The sequence below is a fragment of the Microbacterium sp. HM-570 genome, assembly GCF_054165885.1.
Genome location: NZ_CM135111.1, coordinates 3,169,968 through 3,191,894 on the forward strand (window position 1 = coordinate 3,169,968; position 21,927 = coordinate 3,191,894).

General features: G+C 67.6%; 24 protein-coding genes and 1 tRNA gene. 19 read left to right on the top strand and 6 right to left on the bottom strand.

Annotation, left to right across the window (positions count from 1 at the left end; translation table 11 throughout):
- Window positions 1-29: 29 nt before the first annotated feature.
- The 4 genes from ACT9TC_RS15120 (at window position 30) to ACT9TC_RS15135 (ending at window position 4,806) form a co-directional block, all read left to right on the top strand.
- Window positions 30-2,294: a polyribonucleotide nucleotidyltransferase gene (locus ACT9TC_RS15120; protein WP_458041272.1), complete on the top strand. Its 2,265-nt coding sequence runs from the start codon at window positions 30-32 to the stop codon at window positions 2,292-2,294.
- A gap of 223 nt (window positions 2,295-2,517) precedes the next feature.
- Complete coding sequence (locus tag ACT9TC_RS15125; protein ID WP_458041273.1) at window positions 2,518-3,537, top strand: aldo/keto reductase; 1,020 nt, start codon at window positions 2,518-2,520, stop codon at window positions 3,535-3,537.
- Window positions 3,538-3,653: 116 nt separating this feature from the next.
- A complete protein-coding gene (locus tag ACT9TC_RS15130) occupies window positions 3,654-4,256 on the top strand; it encodes a histidine phosphatase family protein (RefSeq protein WP_458041274.1) in 603 nt (200 codons plus the stop codon).
- Between the two features lie 235 nt (window positions 4,257-4,491).
- Window positions 4,492-4,806: a hypothetical protein gene (locus ACT9TC_RS15135; protein ID WP_458041275.1), complete on the top strand. Its 315-nt coding sequence runs from the start codon at window positions 4,492-4,494 to the stop codon at window positions 4,804-4,806.
- Between the two features lie 49 nt (window positions 4,807-4,855).
- Here the strand turns inward: ACT9TC_RS15135 and ACT9TC_RS15140 are convergent, their stop codons facing one another.
- Window positions 4,856-5,344 (bottom strand): GNAT family N-acetyltransferase, encoded by a 489-nt coding sequence (locus ACT9TC_RS15140; RefSeq protein ID WP_458041276.1) that lies wholly within the window; start codon window positions 5,342-5,344, stop codon window positions 4,856-4,858.
- A 68-nt stretch (window positions 5,345-5,412) separates the two neighbouring features.
- Here ACT9TC_RS15140 and dapB point away from each other — a divergent pair, with 68 nt between their 5' ends.
- Window positions 5,413-6,225 carry a 4-hydroxy-tetrahydrodipicolinate reductase gene (gene dapB / locus ACT9TC_RS15145; RefSeq protein ID WP_458041277.1) on the top strand — a complete coding sequence of 271 codons (813 nt, stop codon included), beginning with the start codon at window positions 5,413-5,415 and terminating at the stop codon, window positions 6,223-6,225.
- Window positions 6,222-6,695 carry a hypothetical protein gene (locus ACT9TC_RS15150; RefSeq protein WP_458041278.1) on the top strand — a complete coding sequence of 158 codons (474 nt, stop codon included), beginning with the start codon at window positions 6,222-6,224 and terminating at the stop codon, window positions 6,693-6,695. Before dapB ends, ACT9TC_RS15150 begins: the two co-directional genes overlap by 4 nt.
- A 15-nt stretch (window positions 6,696-6,710) precedes the next feature.
- Here the strand turns inward: ACT9TC_RS15150 and ACT9TC_RS15155 are convergent, their stop codons facing one another.
- The 4 genes from ACT9TC_RS15155 to ACT9TC_RS15170 all read right to left on the bottom strand — a co-directional run bounded on the left by ACT9TC_RS15155 (window position 6,711) and on the right by ACT9TC_RS15170 (window position 9,185).
- Window positions 6,711-7,607 (bottom strand): TIGR01777 family oxidoreductase, encoded by an 897-nt coding sequence (locus ACT9TC_RS15155; RefSeq protein ID WP_458041279.1) that lies wholly within the window; start codon window positions 7,605-7,607, stop codon window positions 6,711-6,713.
- Window positions 7,608-7,621: 14 nt separating this feature from the next.
- On the bottom strand, window positions 7,622-8,047 hold the full coding sequence (locus ACT9TC_RS15160; RefSeq protein WP_458041280.1) for an OsmC family peroxiredoxin: 426 nt from the start codon (window positions 8,045-8,047) through the stop codon (window positions 7,622-7,624).
- Window positions 8,048-8,164: 117 nt separating this feature from the next.
- Window positions 8,165-8,734, bottom strand: a complete 570-nt coding sequence (locus ACT9TC_RS15165) for a DUF4395 domain-containing protein (protein WP_458041281.1) — start codon at window positions 8,732-8,734, stop codon at window positions 8,165-8,167.
- A complete protein-coding gene (locus tag ACT9TC_RS15170) occupies window positions 8,727-9,185 on the bottom strand; it encodes a TlpA family protein disulfide reductase (RefSeq protein ID WP_458041282.1) in 459 nt (152 codons plus the stop codon). The genes ACT9TC_RS15165 and ACT9TC_RS15170 overlap by 8 nt, the downstream gene beginning before the upstream one ends.
- Window positions 9,186-9,348: 163 nt before the next feature.
- Between ACT9TC_RS15170 and thyX the strand changes: the two genes are divergently transcribed.
- The 13 genes from thyX to ACT9TC_RS15235 all read left to right on the top strand — a co-directional run bounded on the left by thyX (window position 9,349) and on the right by ACT9TC_RS15235 (window position 20,649).
- On the top strand, window positions 9,349-10,047 hold the full coding sequence (gene thyX, locus ACT9TC_RS15175) for an FAD-dependent thymidylate synthase (protein ID WP_458042953.1): 699 nt from the start codon (window positions 9,349-9,351) through the stop codon (window positions 10,045-10,047).
- Window positions 10,048-10,066: 19 nt separating this feature from the next.
- Window positions 10,067-10,831 (top strand): SDR family NAD(P)-dependent oxidoreductase, encoded by a 765-nt coding sequence (locus tag ACT9TC_RS15180; protein WP_458041283.1) that lies wholly within the window; start codon window positions 10,067-10,069, stop codon window positions 10,829-10,831.
- Window positions 10,832-10,912: 81 nt separating this feature from the next.
- Window positions 10,913-11,890 carry a 4-hydroxy-tetrahydrodipicolinate synthase gene (gene dapA, locus ACT9TC_RS15185; protein WP_458041284.1) on the top strand — a complete coding sequence of 326 codons (978 nt, stop codon included), beginning with the start codon at window positions 10,913-10,915 and terminating at the stop codon, window positions 11,888-11,890.
- 142 nt (window positions 11,891-12,032) lie between these two features.
- Window positions 12,033-13,709 carry a ribonuclease J gene (locus ACT9TC_RS15190; RefSeq protein ID WP_458041285.1) on the top strand — a complete coding sequence of 559 codons (1,677 nt, stop codon included), beginning with the start codon at window positions 12,033-12,035 and terminating at the stop codon, window positions 13,707-13,709.
- Between the two features lie 129 nt (window positions 13,710-13,838).
- Window positions 13,839-14,333 (top strand): N-acetyltransferase family protein, encoded by a 495-nt coding sequence (locus ACT9TC_RS15195; protein WP_458041286.1) that lies wholly within the window; start codon window positions 13,839-13,841, stop codon window positions 14,331-14,333.
- Between the two features lie 76 nt (window positions 14,334-14,409).
- The gene (locus ACT9TC_RS15200; protein ID WP_458041287.1) at window positions 14,410-17,196 is read left to right on the top strand and encodes a DNA translocase FtsK; all 2,787 of its coding nucleotides are present in this window, start codon (window positions 14,410-14,412) and stop codon (window positions 17,194-17,196) included.
- Window positions 17,196-17,789 (top strand): CDP-diacylglycerol--glycerol-3-phosphate 3-phosphatidyltransferase, encoded by a 594-nt coding sequence (gene pgsA, locus ACT9TC_RS15205; RefSeq protein ID WP_458041288.1) that lies wholly within the window; start codon window positions 17,196-17,198, stop codon window positions 17,787-17,789. The genes ACT9TC_RS15200 and pgsA overlap by 1 nt, the downstream gene beginning before the upstream one ends.
- Complete coding sequence (locus tag ACT9TC_RS15210) at window positions 17,786-18,322, top strand: CinA family protein (protein WP_458041289.1); 537 nt, start codon at window positions 17,786-17,788, stop codon at window positions 18,320-18,322. The genes pgsA and ACT9TC_RS15210 overlap by 4 nt, the downstream gene beginning before the upstream one ends.
- A gap of 181 nt (window positions 18,323-18,503) precedes the next feature.
- Window positions 18,504-18,812: a helix-turn-helix domain-containing protein gene (locus tag ACT9TC_RS15215; RefSeq protein ID WP_036297033.1), complete on the top strand. Its 309-nt coding sequence runs from the start codon at window positions 18,504-18,506 to the stop codon at window positions 18,810-18,812.
- A 6-nt stretch (window positions 18,813-18,818) separates the two neighbouring features.
- Complete coding sequence (locus ACT9TC_RS15220) at window positions 18,819-19,043, top strand: DUF3046 domain-containing protein (protein WP_458041290.1); 225 nt, start codon at window positions 18,819-18,821, stop codon at window positions 19,041-19,043.
- 65 nt (window positions 19,044-19,108) lie between these two features.
- Window positions 19,109-19,182: transfer RNA gene (locus tag ACT9TC_RS15225), tRNA-Met, on the top strand.
- A 94-nt stretch (window positions 19,183-19,276) separates the two neighbouring features.
- Window positions 19,277-19,822: a DUF6328 family protein gene (locus ACT9TC_RS15230; RefSeq protein WP_458041291.1), complete on the top strand. Its 546-nt coding sequence runs from the start codon at window positions 19,277-19,279 to the stop codon at window positions 19,820-19,822.
- Window positions 19,819-20,649 (top strand): carbon-nitrogen hydrolase family protein, encoded by an 831-nt coding sequence (locus tag ACT9TC_RS15235; protein WP_458041292.1) that lies wholly within the window; start codon window positions 19,819-19,821, stop codon window positions 20,647-20,649. Before ACT9TC_RS15230 ends, ACT9TC_RS15235 begins: the two co-directional genes overlap by 4 nt.
- A 9-nt stretch (window positions 20,650-20,658) precedes the next feature.
- Here ACT9TC_RS15235 and ACT9TC_RS15240 read toward each other — a convergent pair whose 3' ends face one another.
- Entirely contained in the window at window positions 20,659-21,861 is a 1,203-nt protein-coding gene (locus tag ACT9TC_RS15240) for an aminotransferase class I/II-fold pyridoxal phosphate-dependent enzyme (protein ID WP_458041293.1), read from the bottom strand.
- Between the last annotated feature and the right edge of the window lie 66 nt (window positions 21,862-21,927).

Below are 21,927 nucleotides of genomic sequence, written 5' to 3' on the forward strand. Positions count from 1 at the left end.
GCGAGTCGAAACAAAGAAGGAGAGACCTCTTGGAAGGTCCTGAAATCACATCCGCCGAGGCCGTTCTCGATAACGGCCGCTTCGGCACCCGCACCATTCGCTTCGAGACCGGCCGCCTCGCGCAGCAGGCTCAGGGCGCCGTTGCCGCTTACCTCGACAACGAGACCATGCTTCTCTCGGCCACCAGCGCCGGAAAGCACCCCCGCGAGGGCTTCGACTTCTTCCCGCTGACGGTGGATGTCGAAGAGCGCTCGTACGCCGCCGGAAAGATCCCCGGCTCGTTCTTCCGCCGCGAGGGTCGCCCCTCGACCGAGGCCATCCTCGTCTGCCGTCTGATCGACCGGCCGCTGCGCCCCTCATTCGTTGAGGGTCTGCGCAACGAGGTCCAGATCGTCATCACGGTCCTCTCCATTGCTCCGGGTGAGTTCTACGACGCCCTCGCGATCAACGCCGCCTCGGCGTCGACCCAGATCTCGGGCCTGCCCTTCTCCGGACCGATCGCCGGCGTTCGCCTCGCGCTCATCCCGGGCCACGGCGAGCACGCCGACCAGTGGGTCGCGTTCCCGACCGTCACCCAGCTCGAAGAGGCCGTCTTCGACCTCATCGTCGCCGGACGCGTCCTCGCCGATGGCGACGTCGCGATCATGATGGTCGAGGCCGAAGCCACGGAAGGCAGCTGGAACCTCATCAAGAGCGGCGCCGTCAAGCCGAACGAGGCCGTCGTTGCCGAGGGCCTCGAGGCCGCCAAGCCGTTCCTGCGCGAGCTCGTCGCTGCCCAGCAGACGCTGGCCAACACAGCGGCGAAAGAAATCGCGAACTACCCGGTCTTCCTGCCGTACAGCCGCGAGACCTACGATTTCGTCGCGCACCGCGCATACGACCCGCTTGTCGGCATCTACCAGATCGCCGACAAGGTCGAGCGTCAGGCCGCCGACGACGAGCTCAAGGACCGGGTCAAGGGCGAACTGCTCGCGGCCGTCGAGTCCGGCGAGCTGCAGGCCGTCGCGACTCTCGAGTTCTCGGCCGCGTACAAGTCCGTCACGAAGAAGATCGTCCGTGGACGCATCCTCGCCGACGGCGTGCGCATCGATGGACGTGGACTTGCCGATATCCGTGCGCTCGACGCACAGGTCGACGTGATTCCCCGCGTGCACGGCTCGGCGATCTTCCAGCGCGGCGAGACCCAGATCCTGGGTGTCACCACGCTGAACATGCTCAAGATGGAGCAGCAGATCGACTCGCTGTCGCCGATCACGCACAAGCGCTACATGCACCACTACAACTTCCCGCCGTACTCGACCGGTGAGACCGGCCGTGTGGGAAGCCCGAAGCGTCGCGAGATCGGGCACGGCTTCCTGGCCGAGCGCGCCCTCGTGCCCGTGCTGCCCTCGCGTGAAGAGTTCCCGTACGCCATCCGTCAGGTCTCTGAGGCGCTGTCGTCCAACGGCTCGACGTCGATGGGCTCGGTCTGCGCCTCGACCCTGGCCCTGCTGAACGCCGGTGTGCCGCTGCGCGCACCCGTCGCCGGTATCGCCATGGGTCTGGTCTCGGACGAGGTCGACGGACAGACGCGCTACGCCGCCCTGACCGACATCCTCGGCGCCGAAGACGCCCTCGGTGACATGGACTTCAAGGTCGCCGGTACGAGCGAATTCGTCACGGCGATCCAGCTCGACACCAAGCTCGACGGCATCCCGACCTCGGTTCTGACCGCGGCGCTGCAGCAAGCGAAGGATGCGCGTCTCGCCATCCTCGACCTGATCAACGCCACGATCGACGCACCTGATGAGATGGCGGCCACCGCGCCTCGTGTCATCAGCGTGCAGATTCCGGTCGACAAGATCGGCGAGCTCATCGGGCCCAAGGGCAAGACGATCAACTCGATCCAGGACACCACCGGCGCTCAGATCTCGATCGAGGAAGACGGCACCGTGTACATCGGTGCCGTCGACGGTCCCTCGGCCGAGGCCGCTCGCGCGCAGGTCAACGCGATCGCCAACCCTACCAACCCCGAGGTCGGCGAGCAGTTCCTCGGAACCGTCGTCAAGCTCGCGACGTTCGGTGCGTTCATCTCGCTCCTGCCCGGCAAGGACGGTCTTCTCCACGTCAGCGAGGTCCGCAAGCTCGCCGGTGGCAAGCGTGTCGAGAACGTCGAAGACGTGCTGAGTGTCGGTCAGAAGATCCTCGTGAAGATCACGAAGATCGATGACCGCGGCAAGCTGTCGCTCGAGCCGGTCGTGGAAGAGTCCGCCGACCAGGGTGCCGCCGAAGGCGCGCCCGAGGTTGCTGTCTGAGCCTGATCCTCTTCGGATAGACGAAGCCCCTGCGCCCTCGGCGGGTTCGGGGGCTTCGCTGTTCGTCGTGACCAAAGCGTTATGGCTAGTTCATTGGTTCGTCATCGGAACGCGCACGACGGTCGGTGGGCTGCTTTACTCTCGAAGAAAGCGTCGGGGGGCGCGACAGAAGGCAAGAAAAAAGTCGCGACTCGTGGCATCTAGCGCGCGAGGGGGTGGGAGCATGAGTTCCTTCGGCACGGGCACCGACCTGTCGGCCGGGCAAGCATCGCCGCCGCCACACCCCTCGTCGCCCATCCCCATCCTCGGTCCGAGCATCGGACACGGCATGCGCGTCGCTCTCGGCGAGACCGGCCTCGAGATCTTCCCGCTCATGCTGGGTGGTGCGGAGTTCGGCTGGAACATCGATCTGTCGACTAGCCACCGCATCATCGACCGCTATGTCGAGCTCGGCGGCAACGCCCTGCACACGGCGGACGCGTTCTCCGCGGGCCGCAGCGAGCACATCATCGGTCAATGGTTGGCCTCCCGTCAGACCCGCGACGACATGACCGTCGCCGTACGAGTCGGGGCGCACCCCGACAACCCGGGTCTTGGCCCGGTGAACCTCGTGCGTGCCGTCGAGGCATCCCTCGTACGACTGGGCACCGACCACATCGATGTTCTCTATCTCGACGGTGCCGATACATCGGTTCCCCTGGAAGAGACCCTGGCCACGGCCGAGTGGCTGATCGGTTCGGGCAAGGTGCGCCACCTCGGCGCCGCAGCCTTCACGCCCGAGCGCCTCGTCGAGGCACGGATACTCGCCTCAGCCGGCTACCCGCGCTTCACGGTGCTCGACGCGCACTACAACGTCGTGCACCGTGCCGCGTTCGAAGGCGATCTGCGCCTCGTCGCCGGGGCGCAGGGAATCGCGGTCACACCCTCGCATCCTCTCGCTCACGGGTTCTTGTCGGGGCGGCACCGCAGCCGGGACCGCGTCGGCCTGTCGGCGCGGGGTATGCAGGTTGCGGCATATCTCAATCGGCGCGGCCAGAAGGTACTCAAGGCGCTGGACGCGATCGCCCTCGAACTCTCGGTGCCGGACGCCGCGGTCGCCGTCGCCTGGCTCCTCGCGCAGCGCAACGTGGTGGCACCGATCGTCAACGCCTACGCGCCCGAGCACGTCGAAGAACTGACGCAGGGCGTGGGCGTGCAGCTGAGCCGTGCGCACCTGGGCGAGCTCTCCCGCGCCGCCCAGTGACGCTCGCTCGGAGTCGCGGTCGGACCACGCCGAGATCGTTTCGTGACACGGCGCATTCGTGACCTAGGCTGGAAACGGCGTGGCATCGGGGCACGTCGAGACGAAAGTGAGCGAGGATGACGCACTTCATCTACCTCGTTCGCCACGGCGAGCACCAGGATGCCGAGCACGGGCTCGTCGACGGTCCGCTCTCTCCGCGGGGTCAGCGCCAGGCCTCCCTGATCGCCGATCGTCTGTCGGGGATTCCGCTCAGCGCCGTCTGGCACTCGCCCCTGTTGCGGGCGACGGAGACGGCCCGCATGGTCGCCGAGCGGATGCCCGCCGTCACCCCGCAGGCCTCGTCGCTGCTTTTCGACTGCGTTCCGACGGGTATGACGCCCGAGACTCCCGCGGTCTACGAGCCGTTTTTCGGATCGGTCACCGACGCCGAGATCGAGGCCGGTCACGCGCAGATGGCGGACGCCGTGAGCGAGTTTCTCGTGCGTCGCACGGGCGAGGTTCACGAGCTCGTCATCACGCACAACTTCGTGATCAGCTGGTTCGTGCGCGAGGTTCTCGGTGCGCCCGAGTGGCGCTGGATGACGCTCAATCAGGCCCACTGCGGTCTGACGGTGATTGCGCAGAAGCAGGGGCGCCCGTGGACGCTCCTAACACACAACGACCTCGCGCACCTGCCGTTCGAACTCCGCACGGGCTTGCCCGAGACCCACCCGGTCTGAGCTCGGCGGGACCAGCCGCGGCTGGGGTGTATCCCTGGCGCACGCGTTCACAATTCAGTCCCCGCATGTGCTGCAAGGGCGGGTCGCCGCGGATTCGCGCGGCGCTAGAACTTGCAGAGACTGAATTGTGAACAGCGGGCTCGCGTGACGCGTTCGGGCGTCGTTGCTTCCGGCCGCCCGACTCGACCGCAGCGTGCCTCAATCGTGTGGCTACGCCGTCGTATAGGTTCGCTCCGTGGTGCCGCTGGAAAACCGCGATGGAATGGAGACCATCCTCGTGCGCCCGGGGTGGGGTCGCCGCGAGGTGATCGGCCCTGGTGCCCAGATCTCATCGAAGCTTCGGCGTCGGTTCCGAGAGTGGAAGAAAACCTGGCAGCACGTCTTGGACCCGGTGCTCGAGATCAGCTGGGCGAATCCTGAGGTCGGGCGTAGAGGGATCGCTGAGGGGAAGTCTCTCGTGATCGCTTTACAAGACGAGGTCGGACCCGCGTTCCGGGTCGTCGGGGATTTTGATGCCTACGATCCCGATGCCTACGATCCCGATGCCTGAGTCCCAGACACCGACGGACATTCCTGTGGGAGCCGTCACTGCGCGGGCGTCAGGCGTTGAGGACCTTGCCTAACCACACAGTCGCGTTCGGGTTGTCGTTGTAGGGCTCGATCGGAGTGAAGCCCGCCGACGCGTAGAGGCCGCCGGCAGCTTCGAGGGTGTGGTGAGTGTCGAGCACGAGCTCGGCCGCGCCCCAGGCCTGTGCCCGACGCTCGAGCTCGTCGAGGAGCAGGCGTCCCCACCCTCGGCCGCGCGTAGACGGGTCGAGGTAGAGGTGCTTCACTTCGTATCGCACCCCGGCCGGACCATCGGGGATGCGCCGGATTCCTCCGCACCCCACCTCCGTGCGTGCGCCCGCCTCGGCGTCCCCGTTCTGGACCACGAGGAACACTCCATCCGGCGCGACGAACGCCGAAGCATCCGGATACGTCGGTCGATACGCACCGCCCGGGAACACTTCGGCGCGGGCCGCGAAGTACTCGGTCAGCAGGTCATGGGCGGCCGGGGCATCCGCCGCCATCTCGATGAATCGCACCACGGATCGAGCCTATGCCGCCGCGGCCCGGCGTCCCGCCGGGCGTCACAAGGCGAACCTAGGATGGGCACATGACGACACGCGTAGCCATCGTGGGCGGAACCGGGCGCCTCGGCGGTGTGGTTCGCGACGTAATCGAGACGACCGAGGGCTACGAGGTCATTGCCGTGCTGTCCTCGCGCAGCGATATCACCGAGATCGACGGGTCGGATTTGGTGGTGGATGTCTCGAGCCCGGCGGTCTCGATCGACGTCGTCCGTGCGGCCATCGAGCGGGGCATCAACGTTCTGGTCGGCACCTCGGGGTGGTCGCAGGAGCGCATCGCGCTCGTCCGGCCGCTCGTCGAGGCGGCGGGCACCGGCGTCGTCTTCATCCCCAATTTCTCGCTCGGGTCGGTTATCGGCACGGCCCTCGCAGCTGCCGCGGCGCCCTTCTTTCCCTCGATCGAGATCGTCGAGGCGCACCACGAACGTAAGGTCGACTCGCCGAGCGGCACCGCGGTGCGCACGGCCGAGCTGATGGCTGCCGCCCGAGAGAGCGTCGGGCCGGTCGAGGCGCCGCACACCGACCAGCGCGCCCGCGGGCAGCGCGTCGCGAGCATCCCCGTCCATTCGCTTCGCCGGCCCGGCGTGATCGCACGCCAAGAGGTGCTGCTGTCGGGCCCGGGGGAGTCGCTGCAGATCGTCCACGACACGGTCGATCCGGCGTTGGCCTACGCCCCGGGCATCCGGATCGCTCTGGACGCGGCGCGTACCGTACGCGGCGTCGTCGTGGGCCTCGACCGATTCATCGACGTCGGTATCCGCCTGCCGGGAGACGAGCCCCAATCGCCGGTCGACGACGGCGGCGTGCCCGGACAGGTGGCGCGGGTTACCGGCCTGTGAAGGCACGCATCGGGGCGGCCATCATTGCCGTGGTGCTGGCACTCTACCTGGTGCTGGTTTCTCAGCGGGCGTACCTCCTGCTGACGTCAGGCGATCCGGTGGGCATTGCGATGGGAGTCGCGCTGTTCGTTCTGCCGGCGATCGCCGCGTGGGCCATCGGGCGCGAACTCTGGTTCGGGATGCGCGCGGAAAGCCTCGGTCGACGGCTCGAGCGCGAGGGCGCTCTCCCCGACGAGCAGCTGTCCGTGCGCCCGAGCGGGCGGGTCGATCGCGACGAGGCCGAGGCGCTCTTCCCGAAGTACCGCGACGAGGTCGAATCCGCCCCCGAGGACTGGCGTGCGTGGTACCGGCTCGGTCTCGCGTACGACGGTGCGGGGGACCGGCGGCGAGCTCGATCGGCCATACGGCAGGCGATCAGGTTCGAGTCCGCCGAACGGCGCGGCGACAGCACGAGCCACGGTGAGCGTTGACCTCGCGCGGCATGCTCAGCGCCCGACAGGAATGATCGCCGCGACCGCCTCGTCGACGGTCGCGTGCGTGAACGTGAAGCCGGATGCCTTGAGCGCGGCCGGAATGACATGCGCATCGACGAGAAGCACCGCGTCGGCCATGTCGCGTCCGAGTCCCAGCCGGAGAGCCCATGCGGGTGCGCGCAGGACGTAAGGGCGGTTCATGCGCCTCGCCAGCGCGAAGCCGAGGTCATTCGCGGTCGCCCGCGTCGGGCCCGACAGGTTGACGGGACCTTCGAGCTCGGCGTCGATGATGTGCCGGATGGCGCGCACTTCGTCGACGAGCGAGATCCAAGGCCACACCTGTGTGCCGCGGCCCATCGGTCCACTCAGCCCGAACTTCGTCAGCAGAATGAGCGGCTTCAAGACGCTCTCGGGGTGCACGACGGGTGCCGTCCGGAGAAGCGCGACGCGCGCGGTCCCGGCTGTGCGCGCGGTGGCCTCCCATTCGACGCACAGGTCGCTGAGGAATCCGCCACCGGGGCCCGCATCCTCGCGAAACTCGCGGCCGGGCACGGACCCGTAGTAGCCGATCGCGCTGGCGGACACGAATGCCGGAGCGTCGTCGCCGAGTGCCCGCAAAGCTTCCGCGAGGACTCCCGTGGCCTCGAGCCGTGACGAGACGAGGGTGCGCTTGTACGACGGCGTCCAGGGGATGTGCCCGATGCTCGCACCGTTCAGGTTGACGACGGCCGTGGCGCCCGCGAGCACGCTCGGATCGAGCGGCGACCCGTCCAACCAGCGAACCTCCGAAGGGCCCTGAGGCTCACGTCGAACGAGAGTCGTCACCTCGACACCGTCGGCGAGAAGACTGTCGGTGAGCGTCCGGCCGATGAGGCCCGAGGCGCCCGCGATGACGACGCGTTGAGACATCCGATCCGCCCGCCTCAGGCGAGCGTCGCCTCGAGCGTGATCTCGATGCCCGCAAGAGCCTGCGAGACGGGGCAGTCCGTCTTCGCGTCCTGTGCGATCTTGGCGAAGTCTTCAGCGCTGAGGCCAGGTACGACCGCGTTGACGTTCAGGTGACTGCCCGTGATTCCGGTGCCCGGCACGAAGGTGACGGATGCCGTGGTGTCTACGCTCTCGGGCGGGGTGCCGTTCTCGCTCAGTGCGTGCGAGAGCGCCATGCTGAAGCAGGACGAGTGGGCAGCGGCGATGAGTTCTTCGGGCGTCGTGACGGAACCGGATCCCTCGGAACGAGCCTTCCAGTTGACATCGAACGTGCCGGCGTGGGAGGTGTCGAGGGCGACCGTGCCCGAGCCGCCCATCAGGCTGCCCTTCCAGGCTGTGCTGGCTTCGCTCGTCACGCTCATGAGAGTCCTCCGGGTTGGTTGTGCCGCTGCATCGTCGGCACGGATCGCCGACGACCTGTCTTCGGTCAGCCTAATCCGGGCCGCGGACGTGCGCGACGTAACGCCGCTGATTCCATCTCAGACGGCGGGACGCGCGCGTCCGACGAGGCCCGCACGCTGGAGGACGAGATACAGCTGGCAGCCGAGGCACAGTCCGAAGACGGCATTCAGGAATGCCGCGACGAACGCCGCGGCGGCGGAGATCGGCAGCGCCCACGGCACGCCGGTGAGGTGCAGAATGAGACCAATCGTCACGACGAACAGTCCGACGCCCTGCGCAAAGCGGGGCGGGCGAGGATCCTCGAGTTCGGTGGGCGGCTTCAGGCGCGGACGGATGACTCGACGGAACAGCACGCCCCAGGGCGCCGTGCGCGGAGAGGCGACGCCCCACACGAACAGCAGCGCAATCACGAGAATCAGCAGGAAGGCCGGATCGAGTACGCGCTGGGCGAGGGATGCGCGAGCTACATCCCATCCGCTGCCGGCGAGCGAATTCTCACCTGCGACGAACCCGAAATCGGTGCTCCGTGTGGTCGACAGCCCGGTCAATCCGAGCAGCACCGCGACGGCGAGCAGAACAGTGGTGATCGACGCCGCGAACCGCGGGCCGCGCGGGTCGATGCCGGCTGGCACGGCACGGTCAGACACGTTCGGCCTCGGGCTTCGATTGCGGCTCGACCCCGGTCAGCCGCGCGAGCTCCATCTCGATGACGTCGCGGCGCGGTACACCGCCGAAGCGCGTCTGCACGACGCCGGCGCGATCCAGGATGAGTGTGGTCGGGGTCTGCAGAACGTGGAAGTGCTTGGCGATATCGGGACGATTGGTCAGGTCGACGTCCAGGTGGCGGACCCCGGGGCGCGCGTCCGCGACGGCCGAGAGAGTGCGGTGAACGCCCGGGCAGCGTGAGCACATATCGGTGCTGAACTGCAGAAGCGTGGCGACGTCGCCGAGTCCGTCGGCGCCGATTCGGGCGGGCTCAACCACCTCGTGCGCGACGTGATGGTGGGCGCGACCCTGGTTCCAGCGCACCACAATGCCCGCGACAACGGTGACCGTCAGCAAGACGGCCAGTCCGATCAGGGCTTCAACGAGAGTCACAGCAACCCAGGATAGGCGCGCCAGCTATGGTCGGTCGCTTCCCGACCGATTTTGACGGCGACGCCGTAACAATCGGTCGCACGCTCGCGGGTAGTCTGGGCGCGTGACCGATGCCGCTACCTCCGCCGAGTCGACCGTTCCCCCCGTCGAGTTTCGCTCCGACATGACCGTCGAGCTCGTGCGCTCGAGCGCCTCCGACAGTGACGTGTTGTTCGCCGCCCGTGTCTCGACGATGGGCGAGCAGACGCTCGAAGAGGCCGCTTCGGGGGCGGACGCATCCGCTCGTGATCGCGGCCTGATCAACTACCTGATGCGCGACCGCCACGGTTCGCCGTTCGAACACAACTCGATGACGTTCTACGTGCAGGCGCCGATCTTCGTGTTCCGCGAGTTCATGCGGCACCGCATCGCCTCGTACAACGAAGAATCGGGCCGCTACCGCGAGCTCCGTCCCGTCTTCTACGTCCCCGCTGCAGACCGCCGGCTGATCCAGGTCGGCAAGCCGGGTGCATACGAGTTCCTCGAGGGGACCCCCGAACAGACCGAGCTGACGGACGCCGTTACGCGCGAAGCATCCGTCCACGCGTTCGAGGCGTACCAGCGGATGCTCGACGCCGGCGTTGCCCGCGAGGTCGCCCGAATCGTGCTTCCGCTGAACATCTATTCTTCGATGTACGTCACGATGAACGCCCGCGCCCTGATGAACTTCCTGTCGCTGCGCACCAAGCGTGAGGGCACGCACTTCCCCTCTTTCCCACAGCGTGAGATCGAGATGGTGGCGGAAAAGATGGAGCACATCTGGACCGAACTCATGCCGTTCACGCACGCGTCGTTCAACGGCAACGGACGAGTCGCGCCCTAAGGCGTCGGGAACGCGCCCCATGGCCAAGACCGCGCTCATCACGGGTGCCAGCTCGGGACTCGGCACCGAATACGCCCGCCAACTGGCGGCGCGCGGCGCGGACCTCGTGCTCGTCGCCCGCGATCGTGCGGAGCTCGAGCGCCTCGGTGCCGAGCTCGTCCGCGACCACGGCATCTCGTACGAGGTGCTCGCCGTCGACCTCACCAAGCCTCGCCAGCTCCAGAAGGTGACCGATCGCCTCGCCGACGTGGCGCGCCCGATCGAGATGCTCGTCAACAACGCCGGGTTCGGGTTGGATCTGGCTTTCGAGAGCAACGACATCGAAGATGAGGCGCGGCACCTGGCGCTGCACGTCGAGGTGCCGATGCGACTGATGCGGGCGGTGCTGCCCGGCATGCTCGAGCGGGGCAGCGGGCGGATCGTCAACATCGCTTCGGTGGCCGGGTTCATTCCGCTTTCGACCTATGGCGCCTGCAAAGGCTGGCTGATCAGTTTCAGTCGATGGGCGAACGGCCGGTACGCACCGCGCGGGGTGACCGTCACGGCTGTCTGCCCGGGGTTCACGCACACGGGCTTCCACGAGCGGATGGGTCTCGCACCCGGTAACGAAGGTGTGCCCGCCGCGCTCTGGCTCGACGCATCCGACGTCGTCGCGGAATCCCTCCGCGATATCGCCCGCGGCAAGGCTGTCTCGGTGCCGTCGCTGCGGTACAAGGCACTCGTGGCTCTGACCCGTTTGGTGCCGCCAAACGTCGCCGCGCGGGTGGGGGAGAGCGGCCGCTGATCATGCGTTCGTTGCCCCCGACGTCTCCGCGGTCGGCACGGGTGAGGGTCCACCGCACCGCGGCCCGATAGCCTAGGAACCATGACGCACACCGCCAATCCGTTCGGTCAGGTGCTGGTCGCGCTCGTCACTCCGATGACGGCCGACGGCGAGGTCGATTGGCCCGCTGTCGAAAAGCACATCGACGACGTCATCACGGCGGGTGCGGACGGCATCGTCGTCACGGGCACGACGGGTGAGACGAGCACGCTGACGGATGCCGAGAAGCTCCGTCTCGTCGAGGTCGGCAAGGACGTCTCGGCCGGTCGAGCCAAGATCATCACGGGTGGCGGCTCGAACGAGACGGCCCACGCGATCGGGCTCTATAAGGCGAGCGAGAAGGCCGGCGCCGACGGCATCATGATCGTCACGCCGTACTACAACAAGCCCACGCAGGCCGGCATCCTGACGCACTTCCGCCTCGTTGCCGACGCCACGGACCTGCCCGTCATCCTGTACGACATCCCGGGCCGCACGGGCGTCGAGATCAAGTACGAGACGATCCTTCGGCTCGCGAAGCACCCGAACATCCTGGCCGTGAAGGATGCCAAGGGCGACTTCAGTGAGGTCAGCCGGGTGCTCAACCAGACCGATCTGATGTACTTCTCGGGCGACGACGCCAACGTGCTGCCGCACCTGGCGATCGGTGCCGCCGGCATGATCGGCGTGACGGCGAACATCACTGCGACCCCGTACCGGACGATCGTGGATGCCGTGAACCGTGGCGACCTCGCCGCCGCTACGGCGGCGCACAAGCAGCTCGAGCCCCTTGTCCGTGCCGTCATGACGCACGTACCGGGTACGGTCGCGGCGAAGTACATCCTGCACGGCCTCGGCCGCATCGGCAGCCCGCGCGTGCGCCTGCCGCTCGTCGGGCCCGAAGAGTGGGAAGCCGCAACGATCGAGGACGAGCTGGCTCTCGTCCGCGACGTCGCCGGCGCTGACTTCTCGAACTTCCGCCCCGACCGAAACGCGGCCGCGGGCGGCGCGCTTCCCAAGATCCACGGCACCACTCGATAAAGCTCGCTCGTCTCTCACCCAGGCGAACTCTCACACCAAAGCCCGAACGGGCGCCAGATAGCCAAAGCCGCGGACCCTCTATCGGGCCGCGCACACCACAACAACACACGACCGGATGCCTCGCTGCATCCATGGAGGCAGCATGCCCACCAACGTTTACGATCCGCCCGCGCTCGCCGCCGGCACCCTCCGCGTCTTCCCCCTGGGCGGTCTCGGCGAGATCGGTCGCAACATGACCGTCTTCGAGTACGAGGGCAAGCTGCTCATCGTCGACTGCGGCGTGCTCTTCCCCGAAGAGCACCAGCCAGGCGTCGACCTGATCTTGCCTGACTTCGAGCCGATCAAGTCCCGCCTCGACGACATCGTCGGCCTCGTCCTGACGCACGGTCACGAAGACCACATCGGCGCGGTGCCGTACCTGCTGAAGCTCAAGAGCGACATCCCCATCATCGGTTCGGGGCTGACGCTCGCGCTCATCGAGGCGAAGCTCAAAGAGCACCGCATCCGGCCGTACAGCCTCACGGTGCGCGAGGGCGACCGCGAGAAGGTCGGCCCGTTCGACCTCGAGTTCATCGCCGTGAACCACTCGATTCCGGATGCCCTCGCCGTGGCGATCCGTACCCCCGCGGGCCTCGTGCTCGCGACCGGCGACTTCAAGATGGACCAGCTGCCGCTCGATGGGCGCCTGACCGACCTCCGTGCGTTCTCGCGCCTGGGCGAAGAGGGCGTCGACCTGTTCTTGGTGGATTCGACCAACGCGGATGTCCCGGGTTTCACCCCGCTCGAAAGCTCGATCGGTCCGGTGCTCGATCAGGTGATCGCCAAGGCTCCGCGCCGCGTGGTCGTGGCCAGCTTCTCGAGTCACGTGCACCGCGTGCAGCAGGTGCTGGATGCGGCGGCCGCCAATGGCCGCCGAGTGGCATTCCTCGGGCGCAGCATGGTGCGAAACATGACAATCGCGGCGGACCTCGGGTACCTGCGCGTACCGCCGGGCGTGCTCATCGACTACAAGAAGGCCCGCGACCTGCCCGACGACAAGATCGTCTACATGTCGACCGGTTCGCAGGGCGAGCCGATGGCCGTGCTCAGCCGCATGGCGAACCTCGACCACGACATCGAGCCCGGCCCGGGTGACACCGTCATCCTCGCCTCGAGCCTGATTCCGGGCAACGAGAACGCGGTCTACCGTGTGATCGATGGGCTCACCAAGCTCGGCGCCAACGTCGTCCACAAGGGCAATGCCAAGGTGCACGTCTCGGGCCACGCGGCGGCGGGGGAGTTGCTCTACTGCTACAACATCCTCCAGCCCAAGAACGTCCTGCCGATCCACGGCGAGTACCGTCACCTGACCGCCAATGCGCGTATCGCCCACTCGAGCGGCGTTCCCGTTGAGCGCACGTTCCTGGCCGAGAACGGCACGGTCATCGATCTGCGTGACGGCGTCGCATCCGTCGTCGGTCAGCTCGACATCGGCTTCGTCTACGTCGACGGTTCGACCGTGGGCGAGATCACGGATGCGGACCTCAAGGATCGGCGCATCCTCGGCGAAGAGGGGTTCATCTCGGTGATCGTCGTCGTCGATGCCGCCACCGGCAAGATCATCACCGGCCCCGAGATCCATGCGCGTGGCTTCGCCGAAGACGACAAGGTGTTCGACAGCGTCAAGCCGAAGATCGCCGCGGCGCTCGAGGAGGCCGCGCAGTCGGGTGTACGCGACACGCATGCGCTCGCGCAGATCGTCCGCCGCACGATCGGTCGCTGGGTGAGCCAGTCGCTGCGTCGCCGGCCGATGATCGTGCCGCTCGTCATCGAGGCGTAGCCCGCGCGCGATCGCACGGAGACAGGCAACCGCACCCAGGCAGGCAATCACCCGGAGACAGGCAGATCCCACGCAGATCTGCCTGTCTTCGTGTATTCGCCTGTTCTCGTGCGCCGCTACACTCGCCGCATGCCCGCCTCGTTCACCACACGACCCGCCGCCCAGGCGGATGGCGGGTTCTTGGCGGACATGGTTGTCGAAGCGGTCAATTGGCGCGCGGGGGGCGCGCGGCCGCGGCACCAGATTCTGTCCACGCCCGAGCACGGCCGGTTCGTCGCGGGATGGATGCGTCCGAGCGACGCCGGGTTCGTCGCGCTCGACCCGCAGGGATCACCCATCGGTGCCGCCTGGTACCGGATGCTTCCCCGTACCGACCCCGCGTTCGCCCATGTCGGCACGGGAGTTCCCGAGATGATCATCGGGGTCCGGCCGATCTGGCGGGCGCACGGCGTGGGGCGGGCGCTGCTCAAGCAGCTCACGACCCATGCGGCGCAGGCCGGGTTCGCTCGCCTCAGCCTGAACGTCGAGCGCGGCAACTTCGCCGCCGTGTTCTATCGCTCAGAGGGCTTCGCCGTGACGCAACCCGGGGTCGGCCGAGACACCATGGTCAAGCGCCTGCGGTGAGTTCGGGCTGAGACCGGGCTGAAGCGGAGCCGCGTCGCTGCGCCCGAACGTCGCACGTCAGTCGTACCGTGGGGGAATGGCCAGGAGCACCAGCCCGACCAAGAGCGGCCGCGCGCCCGCCAAGGGCACCACGACGCGCGCGCGGAAGCCCGCGCCCGCACCCAAGCGGTACGACGACGAGCCCGAACGTCCACCCGTGATCGCTCGTGCCTGGATGGGCCTCGCCCACGGGGTGGGTGGGGTGTTCCGCGCTTTCGGCCCAGAGACTCTCGAGAAGGATCAGCGGCGCGACGGCTTCCCGTTCTTGCTCGTGCTGTTGGCGATCGCCGGCGGTGTCATCGAATGGTTCTTCATCGGCAACGACGTCGCGGGGACGATCTCGGACTACACCGTCGGAGGCATGCTCGGTCGACTGAGTTTCGTCCTCCCGGTGATGATTCTCTTGCTGGCCGGATGGCTCTTCCGCCACCCCTCGAGCGTGCACGACAACGGTCGGATCGGTATCGGCTTCGGCATGCTCATCCTGACGGGCGCGGGCTTTTGCCACCTGGCCGGCGACAGGCCGGTGCCGAGCTCGGGGCTGCCCGTGCTGAGTGCATCCGGCGGTCTGTTCGGCTGGATGGTCGCCGAACCGTTGGCGCTCCTGACGCCCATCGGCGCCTGGATCGTGCTGGTCCTCGTCGCGATCCTGAGTGTCCTGATCATCACCAAGACCCCGCCGAACCGCATCGGTTCGCGGCTGGGCGATCTCTACGCGTGGATGTTCGGTGAGCACGCGCGGCCCGAGGGTGCCGCCAAGGATCAGGGCCAGGCCCAGGATCAGGCGGAGCCCGAAGATCCGGCGACCCCGTGGTGGCGACGCAACAAGACCGGCCGCGAGGAGGACCCCGAGGGTGGGCTGAGTTCGCAGGACCTCACGGAGTTGCTCACGCCCGGTTCGAGCCACGGCGGTTTCGAACAGGCCATCGCCACGGTGCCGCCGGTTCCGCCCGCCCCGGTATTCTCGCCCGACGCGCTGACCGAGGTCATCGACCCGAACCTGCTCGCCGATGCCGAACGCGCGGCCGCGGCCGCGCGGCAGCACGGGACGTCGATCCATGGCACATCCATTCACGACGACGCCACCGAAGCGGTCGATGACGGCGTGCTGCCCGGACTGTCCGGCCTCGGAACAGACGGCGCGCTCGCGGGAAACCGCCCGGCGAACCCCTATCGCCTGCCGTCCGTCAGCGCTCTCGCCGCAGGAACCCCCGCCAAGGCGCGCTCGGCCGCGAACGACGAGGTCGTGCGTTCGCTCACCGAGGTGCTGCGTCAGTTCGGCGTGGATGCGCGGGTCACGGGCTTCTCGCGCGGTCCGACAGTCACGCAGTACGAGATCGAGCTCGGCCCGGGCGTCAAGGTCGAGCGCATCACGGCGCTGACCAACAACATCGCGTACGCCGTGGCATCCAACGAGGTCCGCATCCTCGCCCCGATTCCCGGCAAGAGCGCGATCGGCGTCGAGATTCCGAACGCCGACCGCGAGATCGTGACCCTCGGCGACGTGCTGCGCTCGGGCAACGCGCAGCAGTCGACGCATCCCATGACGATCGGTGTGGGTAAGGATGTCGGTGGCGGATTCGTCGTCGCCAACCTCGCCAAGATGCCCCACCTCTTGGTGGCGGGGTCGACGGGTTCGGGTAAGTCGAGCTTCGTGAACTCGATGATCACGAGCCTGCTGATGCGCGCGAAGCCGTCCGAGGTGCGCATGGTGCTGATCGACCCGAAGCGCGTCGAGCTGACGTCGTACGCCGGCGTGCCGCACCTGATCACGCCCATCATCACAAACCCGAAGAAGGCCGCCGAGGCGCTGCAATGGGTCGTGAAAGAGATGGACATGCGGTACGACGACCTCGCGTCGTTCGGCTTCCGTCACATCGACGACTTCAACAAGGCCGTCGTCGCCAACGAGATCCAGCTCCCCGCGGGCAGCGAGCGCGTGCTCAAGCCGTATCCGTACCTGCTGGTCGTCGTCGATGAGCTCGCCGACCTGATGATGGTCGCTCCGCGCGACGTCGAGGATTCGATCGTCCGTATCACGCAGCTCGCCCGTGCCTCGGGCATCCACCTCGTCCTGGCCACCCAGCGCCCGAGCGTCGACGTCGTCACCGGTCTGATCAAGGCCAACGTGCCCTCGCGTCTGGCGTTCGCCGTGACGAGCGTCACCGACTCCCGAGTCATTCTCGACCAGCCCGGCGCCGACCGCCTCATCGGTCAGGGCGACGGACTGTTCCTGCCGATGGGCGCTTCGAAGGCGATCCGTGTGCAAGGCGCGTGGGTCAGCGAGCGCGAGATCGAGACGGTCGTGGCGTACGTGACCGGACAGGCGCGACCGGAATACCGATCGGATGTCGCGGCCGTGGCCGAGAAGAAAGAGATCGATGCCGACATCGGCGACGATCTCGAGCTGCTGCTTGCGGCCGCGGAACTGATCGTCTCGACCCAGTTCGGGTCGACCTCGATGCTCCAGCGCAAGCTCCGTGTCGGGTTCGCCAAGGCCGGGCGCCTGATGGACCTGCTCGAGGCGCGCGAGATCGTCGGTCCCTCGGAGGGCTCGAAGGCTCGTGACGTTCTCGTGACCGCCGAACAGTTGCCCGAGGTGCTGGGCATGCTGCGCGGCGACGTGGCCCCGGCTGCACCCGCGGCACCGGCGGCGCCCGCTGCCCCCGCCGCGGCTCCGGCTCCGGCGGCGGGGTACGTGGCGGACACGCGCTACGGTACCGACGCGGTCGCCGACTCTCTCGCTGCCCAGTACGACGGCCTGCCGGTCGTTGACGCTGAGGACAACGACGAGGACGCCTGGGGCCTGACGGGGCGCGACTGATGGCCGTTCCCCGGCAGCTTCCGAACGCGATCACGATCGCGCGGATCCTCTGTGCTCCCGTTTTTCTGTGGATGCTCCTTGCCGATGGTGGCGCGGATGGCCCGCTGCGCTGGTGGGCCGCGGTGCTGTTCATTGTCGCGATCGCGACGGACGGGATCGACGGGTACATCGCGCGGCGCTACAAGATCGTCACCGACCTGGGCAAGCTGCTCGACCCGATCGCCGACAAGGTGCTTACGGGATTCGCCTTCATCGGGCTGTCGATCCTGGCCGAACTCCCGTGGTGGATCACGGTCGTCGTGCTGATCCGCGAGGTCGGGATCACCGTCCATCGGCTGGTCGTCGCGAGTGACCATGTCGTCGCGGCTGCGTGGATGGGCAAGCTCAAGACCGTCGCGCAGGCCGTCGCCCTGTCGCTCGCCCTGCTGCCGCTGGCGACGGTCGTGGGGGACTGGATCGTCTGGGTGAACATCGTGACGATGTGGGTCGCCGTCATCCTCACCATCGCGAGCGGGATCGACTACGTCGTGACCGAGATCCGCGGCTCCCGTCGTTCGCGGACCGCTCGCCGCCCGCACACAGACCCGTCATGACCGACGAGGCGCTGCCCCCGGGGGAGTGGCGCGCGTATGCAGAAGCGGGTGATGCCGCCGTGGATGCGGTGGGTGCGCTCGAGAGCTTGCGCCACCGCGGCTGGACTCTCGGCATCGCGGAGTCGCTCACGGGCGGGATGCTCGCGGCGGCGCTCATCGCGGTGCCCGGAGCGTCCGCCACGGTCGTCGGCGGCATCGTCGCGTACGCCACCCCGCTCAAGCACTCGCTCTTGGGAGTGGACGGGGCGCTGCTGGCCGAGCACGGGGCCGTGCACCCCGAGGTGGCCCGGCAGATGGCAGAGGGCGTCCGTCGTGCCGTGGCGGTCGAGGGGCGTGGCGCGGACGTCGGGATCTCGACGACAGGCATCGCGGGTCCCGACTCGCCCGACGGGCAGCCGGTCGGTACGGTGCACATCGGCGTGAGCACCCCGACAGAGTCGCGGGTCCTTTCGCTGCGACTCGAGGGTGACCGGGGTGCGATTCGTGCGGAGACGGTCCGCTACGCGTTGCGCGCGCTCCTCACTTCCGTATGAGGGCTGCCCTATGAGGAGATGCCGTATGAGGGACGCGACCCGGGAATACCTCGTGTTTCGTCTCCGTTACATTCGGTGATTCCCAGCCTCTGCATAGCGCAGGGCATTAGATTGGCACCATTCGGTGTTGTAAAGTGGCCCACCCGGTGGGGCACAGCGAGGACAGTGAGGAGGGGGCATCATGATCCTGGTTCGTCAAGAGATCGGGGACGTCCTTCGGGACTTCCGTCTGCAGAAGGGTCAGACCCTCCGTCAGGTCGCCGGCAAGGCAAGCGTTGCGCTCGGCTACCTCAGCGAGGTCGAGCGTGGTCAGAAGGAAGCTTCGAGCGAGATCCTCGCTTCTGTGGCTGAGGCGCTCGATGTGCCCATTTCGACCATCATGCGCGAGGTCGGCGATCGCATCTCGGTGATGGAAGGCCTCCAGACCTTCCCGGATGTTGTTCCCGACGACCTCGTCGCGTCGGTCGACGCCGAGCTGTCGCTGCGCTGACCCCGGATGCGTCGAAGCGAATTCGAACGCGCCGTCGAGGATGAGTTCGGCGCCGCCTACGGTGCCGTCGTCACGGCCGATCTCAGCCTGGACGCACTCGGTGGTCGCACGGCTGCTGTTGCGATTGCCGCCGGTGTTGACCCCCGCGAGGTGTGGGTCGCTCTGTGTGCGGCGACGGATGTCCCACCCGAACGCCGCTACGGAGTCGGGCGGCTCGAGCCCCGGTCCTGATATCGCGGCCACACTCGTCTCGATTCGACCGCCCCTTGAGGTCGTGCTAGGCTTGTTTCTTGTGCCGCGGGGTGGAGCAGCTCGGTAGCTCGCTGGGCTCATAACCCAGAGGTCGTAGGTTCAAATCCTGCCCCCGCAACAAAAAGAAGGTCCCGGAAACCGTTCAGGCATCCGGGACCTTCTGCTTTCCCCACCGGGTTGCCGCATACCGAGTCGCACGTCAGGATGGGAAAATGGTCGATGCCGAAGGGATTGCGCATGGCGCGCGACACAACGCATCCGACGATCCTGATCCGGCAGAGAGCGCCCAAGACGGGCGACACGAGACTCCGTCGGAGCGCTACGACCGCAACTGGATCGAGGTGCTGCAGGAACTTCGGGTTCTGCAGACCGGCACCCAGATCCTCACCGGCTTTCTGCTCGCCCTGGCGTTCCAGCCGGCGTTCGCCGACCTCGACGAGGGCCAACGCGCGTTCTACCTGTTTCTGGTCGTTGCGTCTGCGTTGAGCGCCATCATCGCGCTCGCGCCCGTCGCGCTGCACCGGTTTCTCTTCCGCCGACGCGAAAAGGAGCTCATCGTCACCTACGGCCACGCGGCGCTCATCACCGCGCTCGCAACGGTGTCGATCCTGCTGGTCGGAGTGGTCGCCTTTGTTTTTGATGTCGTGCTGGCTCGTGACGCGGCGCTGATCGCGGGAGTGTCGCTCGCGGCGCTGATCGTGGTGTTGTGGGTCGTGGTGCCACTTGTCTGGCGCACCCGCGGGGAGGAGCGGTCATGACTGCACGGGACCGAGGCGCGAGCCCGGGGGCGGCCGTGGGAGTCGCTGTGGCGCAGTTCGCACCGACAGCCTCTCGCGCCGTGAACCTCGAATCCATCGCGGAACTCGTCGAGCGGGCTGTGGCCCGCGGTGCGCGGCTCGTGCTGTTTCCCGAGTATTCGAGCTATTTCGTCGACCCTTTTGACGAGTCGCTCGCTGCCAACGCCGAAACGCTCGACGGGACCTTTGTGGCCGGGCTCGTGGCGCTTGCCGACCTGCACGATATCTGCATCGTCGCGGGCATGGTCGAGCGGGCCGAGGACAACAAACGCGTGCGCAACACGGTTGTTGCCGTCGATGGCGGGGGAGTGCTTGCTACCTACCGCAAGCTCCACCTGTATGACGCGTTCGGCCAGCGCGAGTCCGACTGGGTCGAGGCGGGCGAGATCACCGAACCCCAGACGTTCGAGTGTGCCGGGATGCGGTTCGCCCTGCAGACCTGTTATGACCTGCGGTTCCCCGAGGTGACACGGCTGCTGGCGGACGCCGCAGCCGATGTGGTGCTCGTGCCGGCCGAGTGGGTCCGCGGTCCGCTCAAGGAGTATCACTGGCAGACGTTGCTCCGGGCCCGAGCCATCGAGAACACGCTCTACGTGGCGGCGGCGGATCATCCGCCGCCCCTCGGAGTCGGACACAGCGCCGTCATCGATCCGCAGGGTGTCGAGATCGCGGCCCTGGGAACGGGGACGGACGTCGTGGTGGGTTTCGTGGAGCGCGCAGCCGTCGAGCGCGTGCGACGAACGAACCCGGCGCTGGCGCTCCGTCGTTTCCGCGTCGAGCCGCGGTAATCGCCCCTCTCAGCGGGCGAGTGCGGCGAGACGCCCGGCGGCCTCCTCGAGCACCTCGACACGCTTGCACGCCGCGAAGCGGACGAGCGTCGCGTACTCCGCACGGTGCTCCGTGGTGACGAAGGCCGAGACGGGAACGCCGACGACCCCGGCCAGCTGGGGCAGCTGACGGCAGAACTCCGTGGCATCCGTGATTCCCAGCGGTGCGGCATCCGCCACTGTGAAGTACGAGCCGCGCGGTTCGGATACGACAAAATCCGCCGCGCGCAGACCCGCGCCCAGGATGTCCCGCTTGCGCGCCAGTGCCGAGGCGATGCCCTCGAAGAAGGAGTCGTGCAGGCGCAAACCGGTCGCGATGGCCGGTTGGAACGGCGTCCCGTTCGAATACGTCAGGTACTGCTTGACCGTGTTGACGGCCGTGATGAGCGTCGCGGGGCCGGTGGCCCAGCCGATCTTCCACCCCGTCGTGGAGAAGGTCTTGCCGGCCGACGAGATCGTGAGGGTTCGGTCCCAGCCGCCGGGCAACGTCGCCAACGGCACGTGCGCCACACCGAACGTCAGGTGCTCGTAGACCTCGTCGGCGACGATGATGGCGTCGTGCCGCTCTGCGAGCTCGATGATGCGCTGAAGCACCGGTGTCTCGAAGACAGCGCCGGTCGGATTGTGGGGGTTGTTCGCCAGGATGACCCGGGTGCGATCGGTGACCGCGCGCTCGAGCGCATCGAGGTCGGGTTGAAAGTCGGGCCAGCGGAGAGGAACCGTCACGAGCCGGGCGCCCGCGAGGGCGACGCAGGCGGCGTAGGAGTCGTAGTACGGCTCGAACACCACGATCTCGTCGTCGGGGGAGTCCACGACGGCGAGAAGCGTGGCCGCGATTGCCTCGGTCGCCCCGGCTGTGACGAGAACGTGCGCGTCGGGGTCCAACCGGAGTCCGTAGAAGCGCTGCTGGTGTTCACTGATCGCCAGACGCAGATCGGGGATGCCTCGACCGGGCGCGTACTGGTTGGCCCCCTGCGCGATGGCCTCGCGGGCGGCGTCCAGCACCTCCAGGGGTCCGTCCTCGTCCGGAAAACCCTGGCCGAGATTGATCGCGCCGGTACTCATCGCAAGCGCGGTCATCTCGGCGAAGATCGTCGGCGAGACCGACCCGTCCGGACCGAGCAAACCGGCCCCCGCGGCGGTGCGCTTCCATGCGCCCGTGGGCTCAGACATCCACGCCTCCTGATGCGGCGCCTAGGCGGTCGCCGCGCTCCAGGCTAAGGCAGCCCGTACGCATAG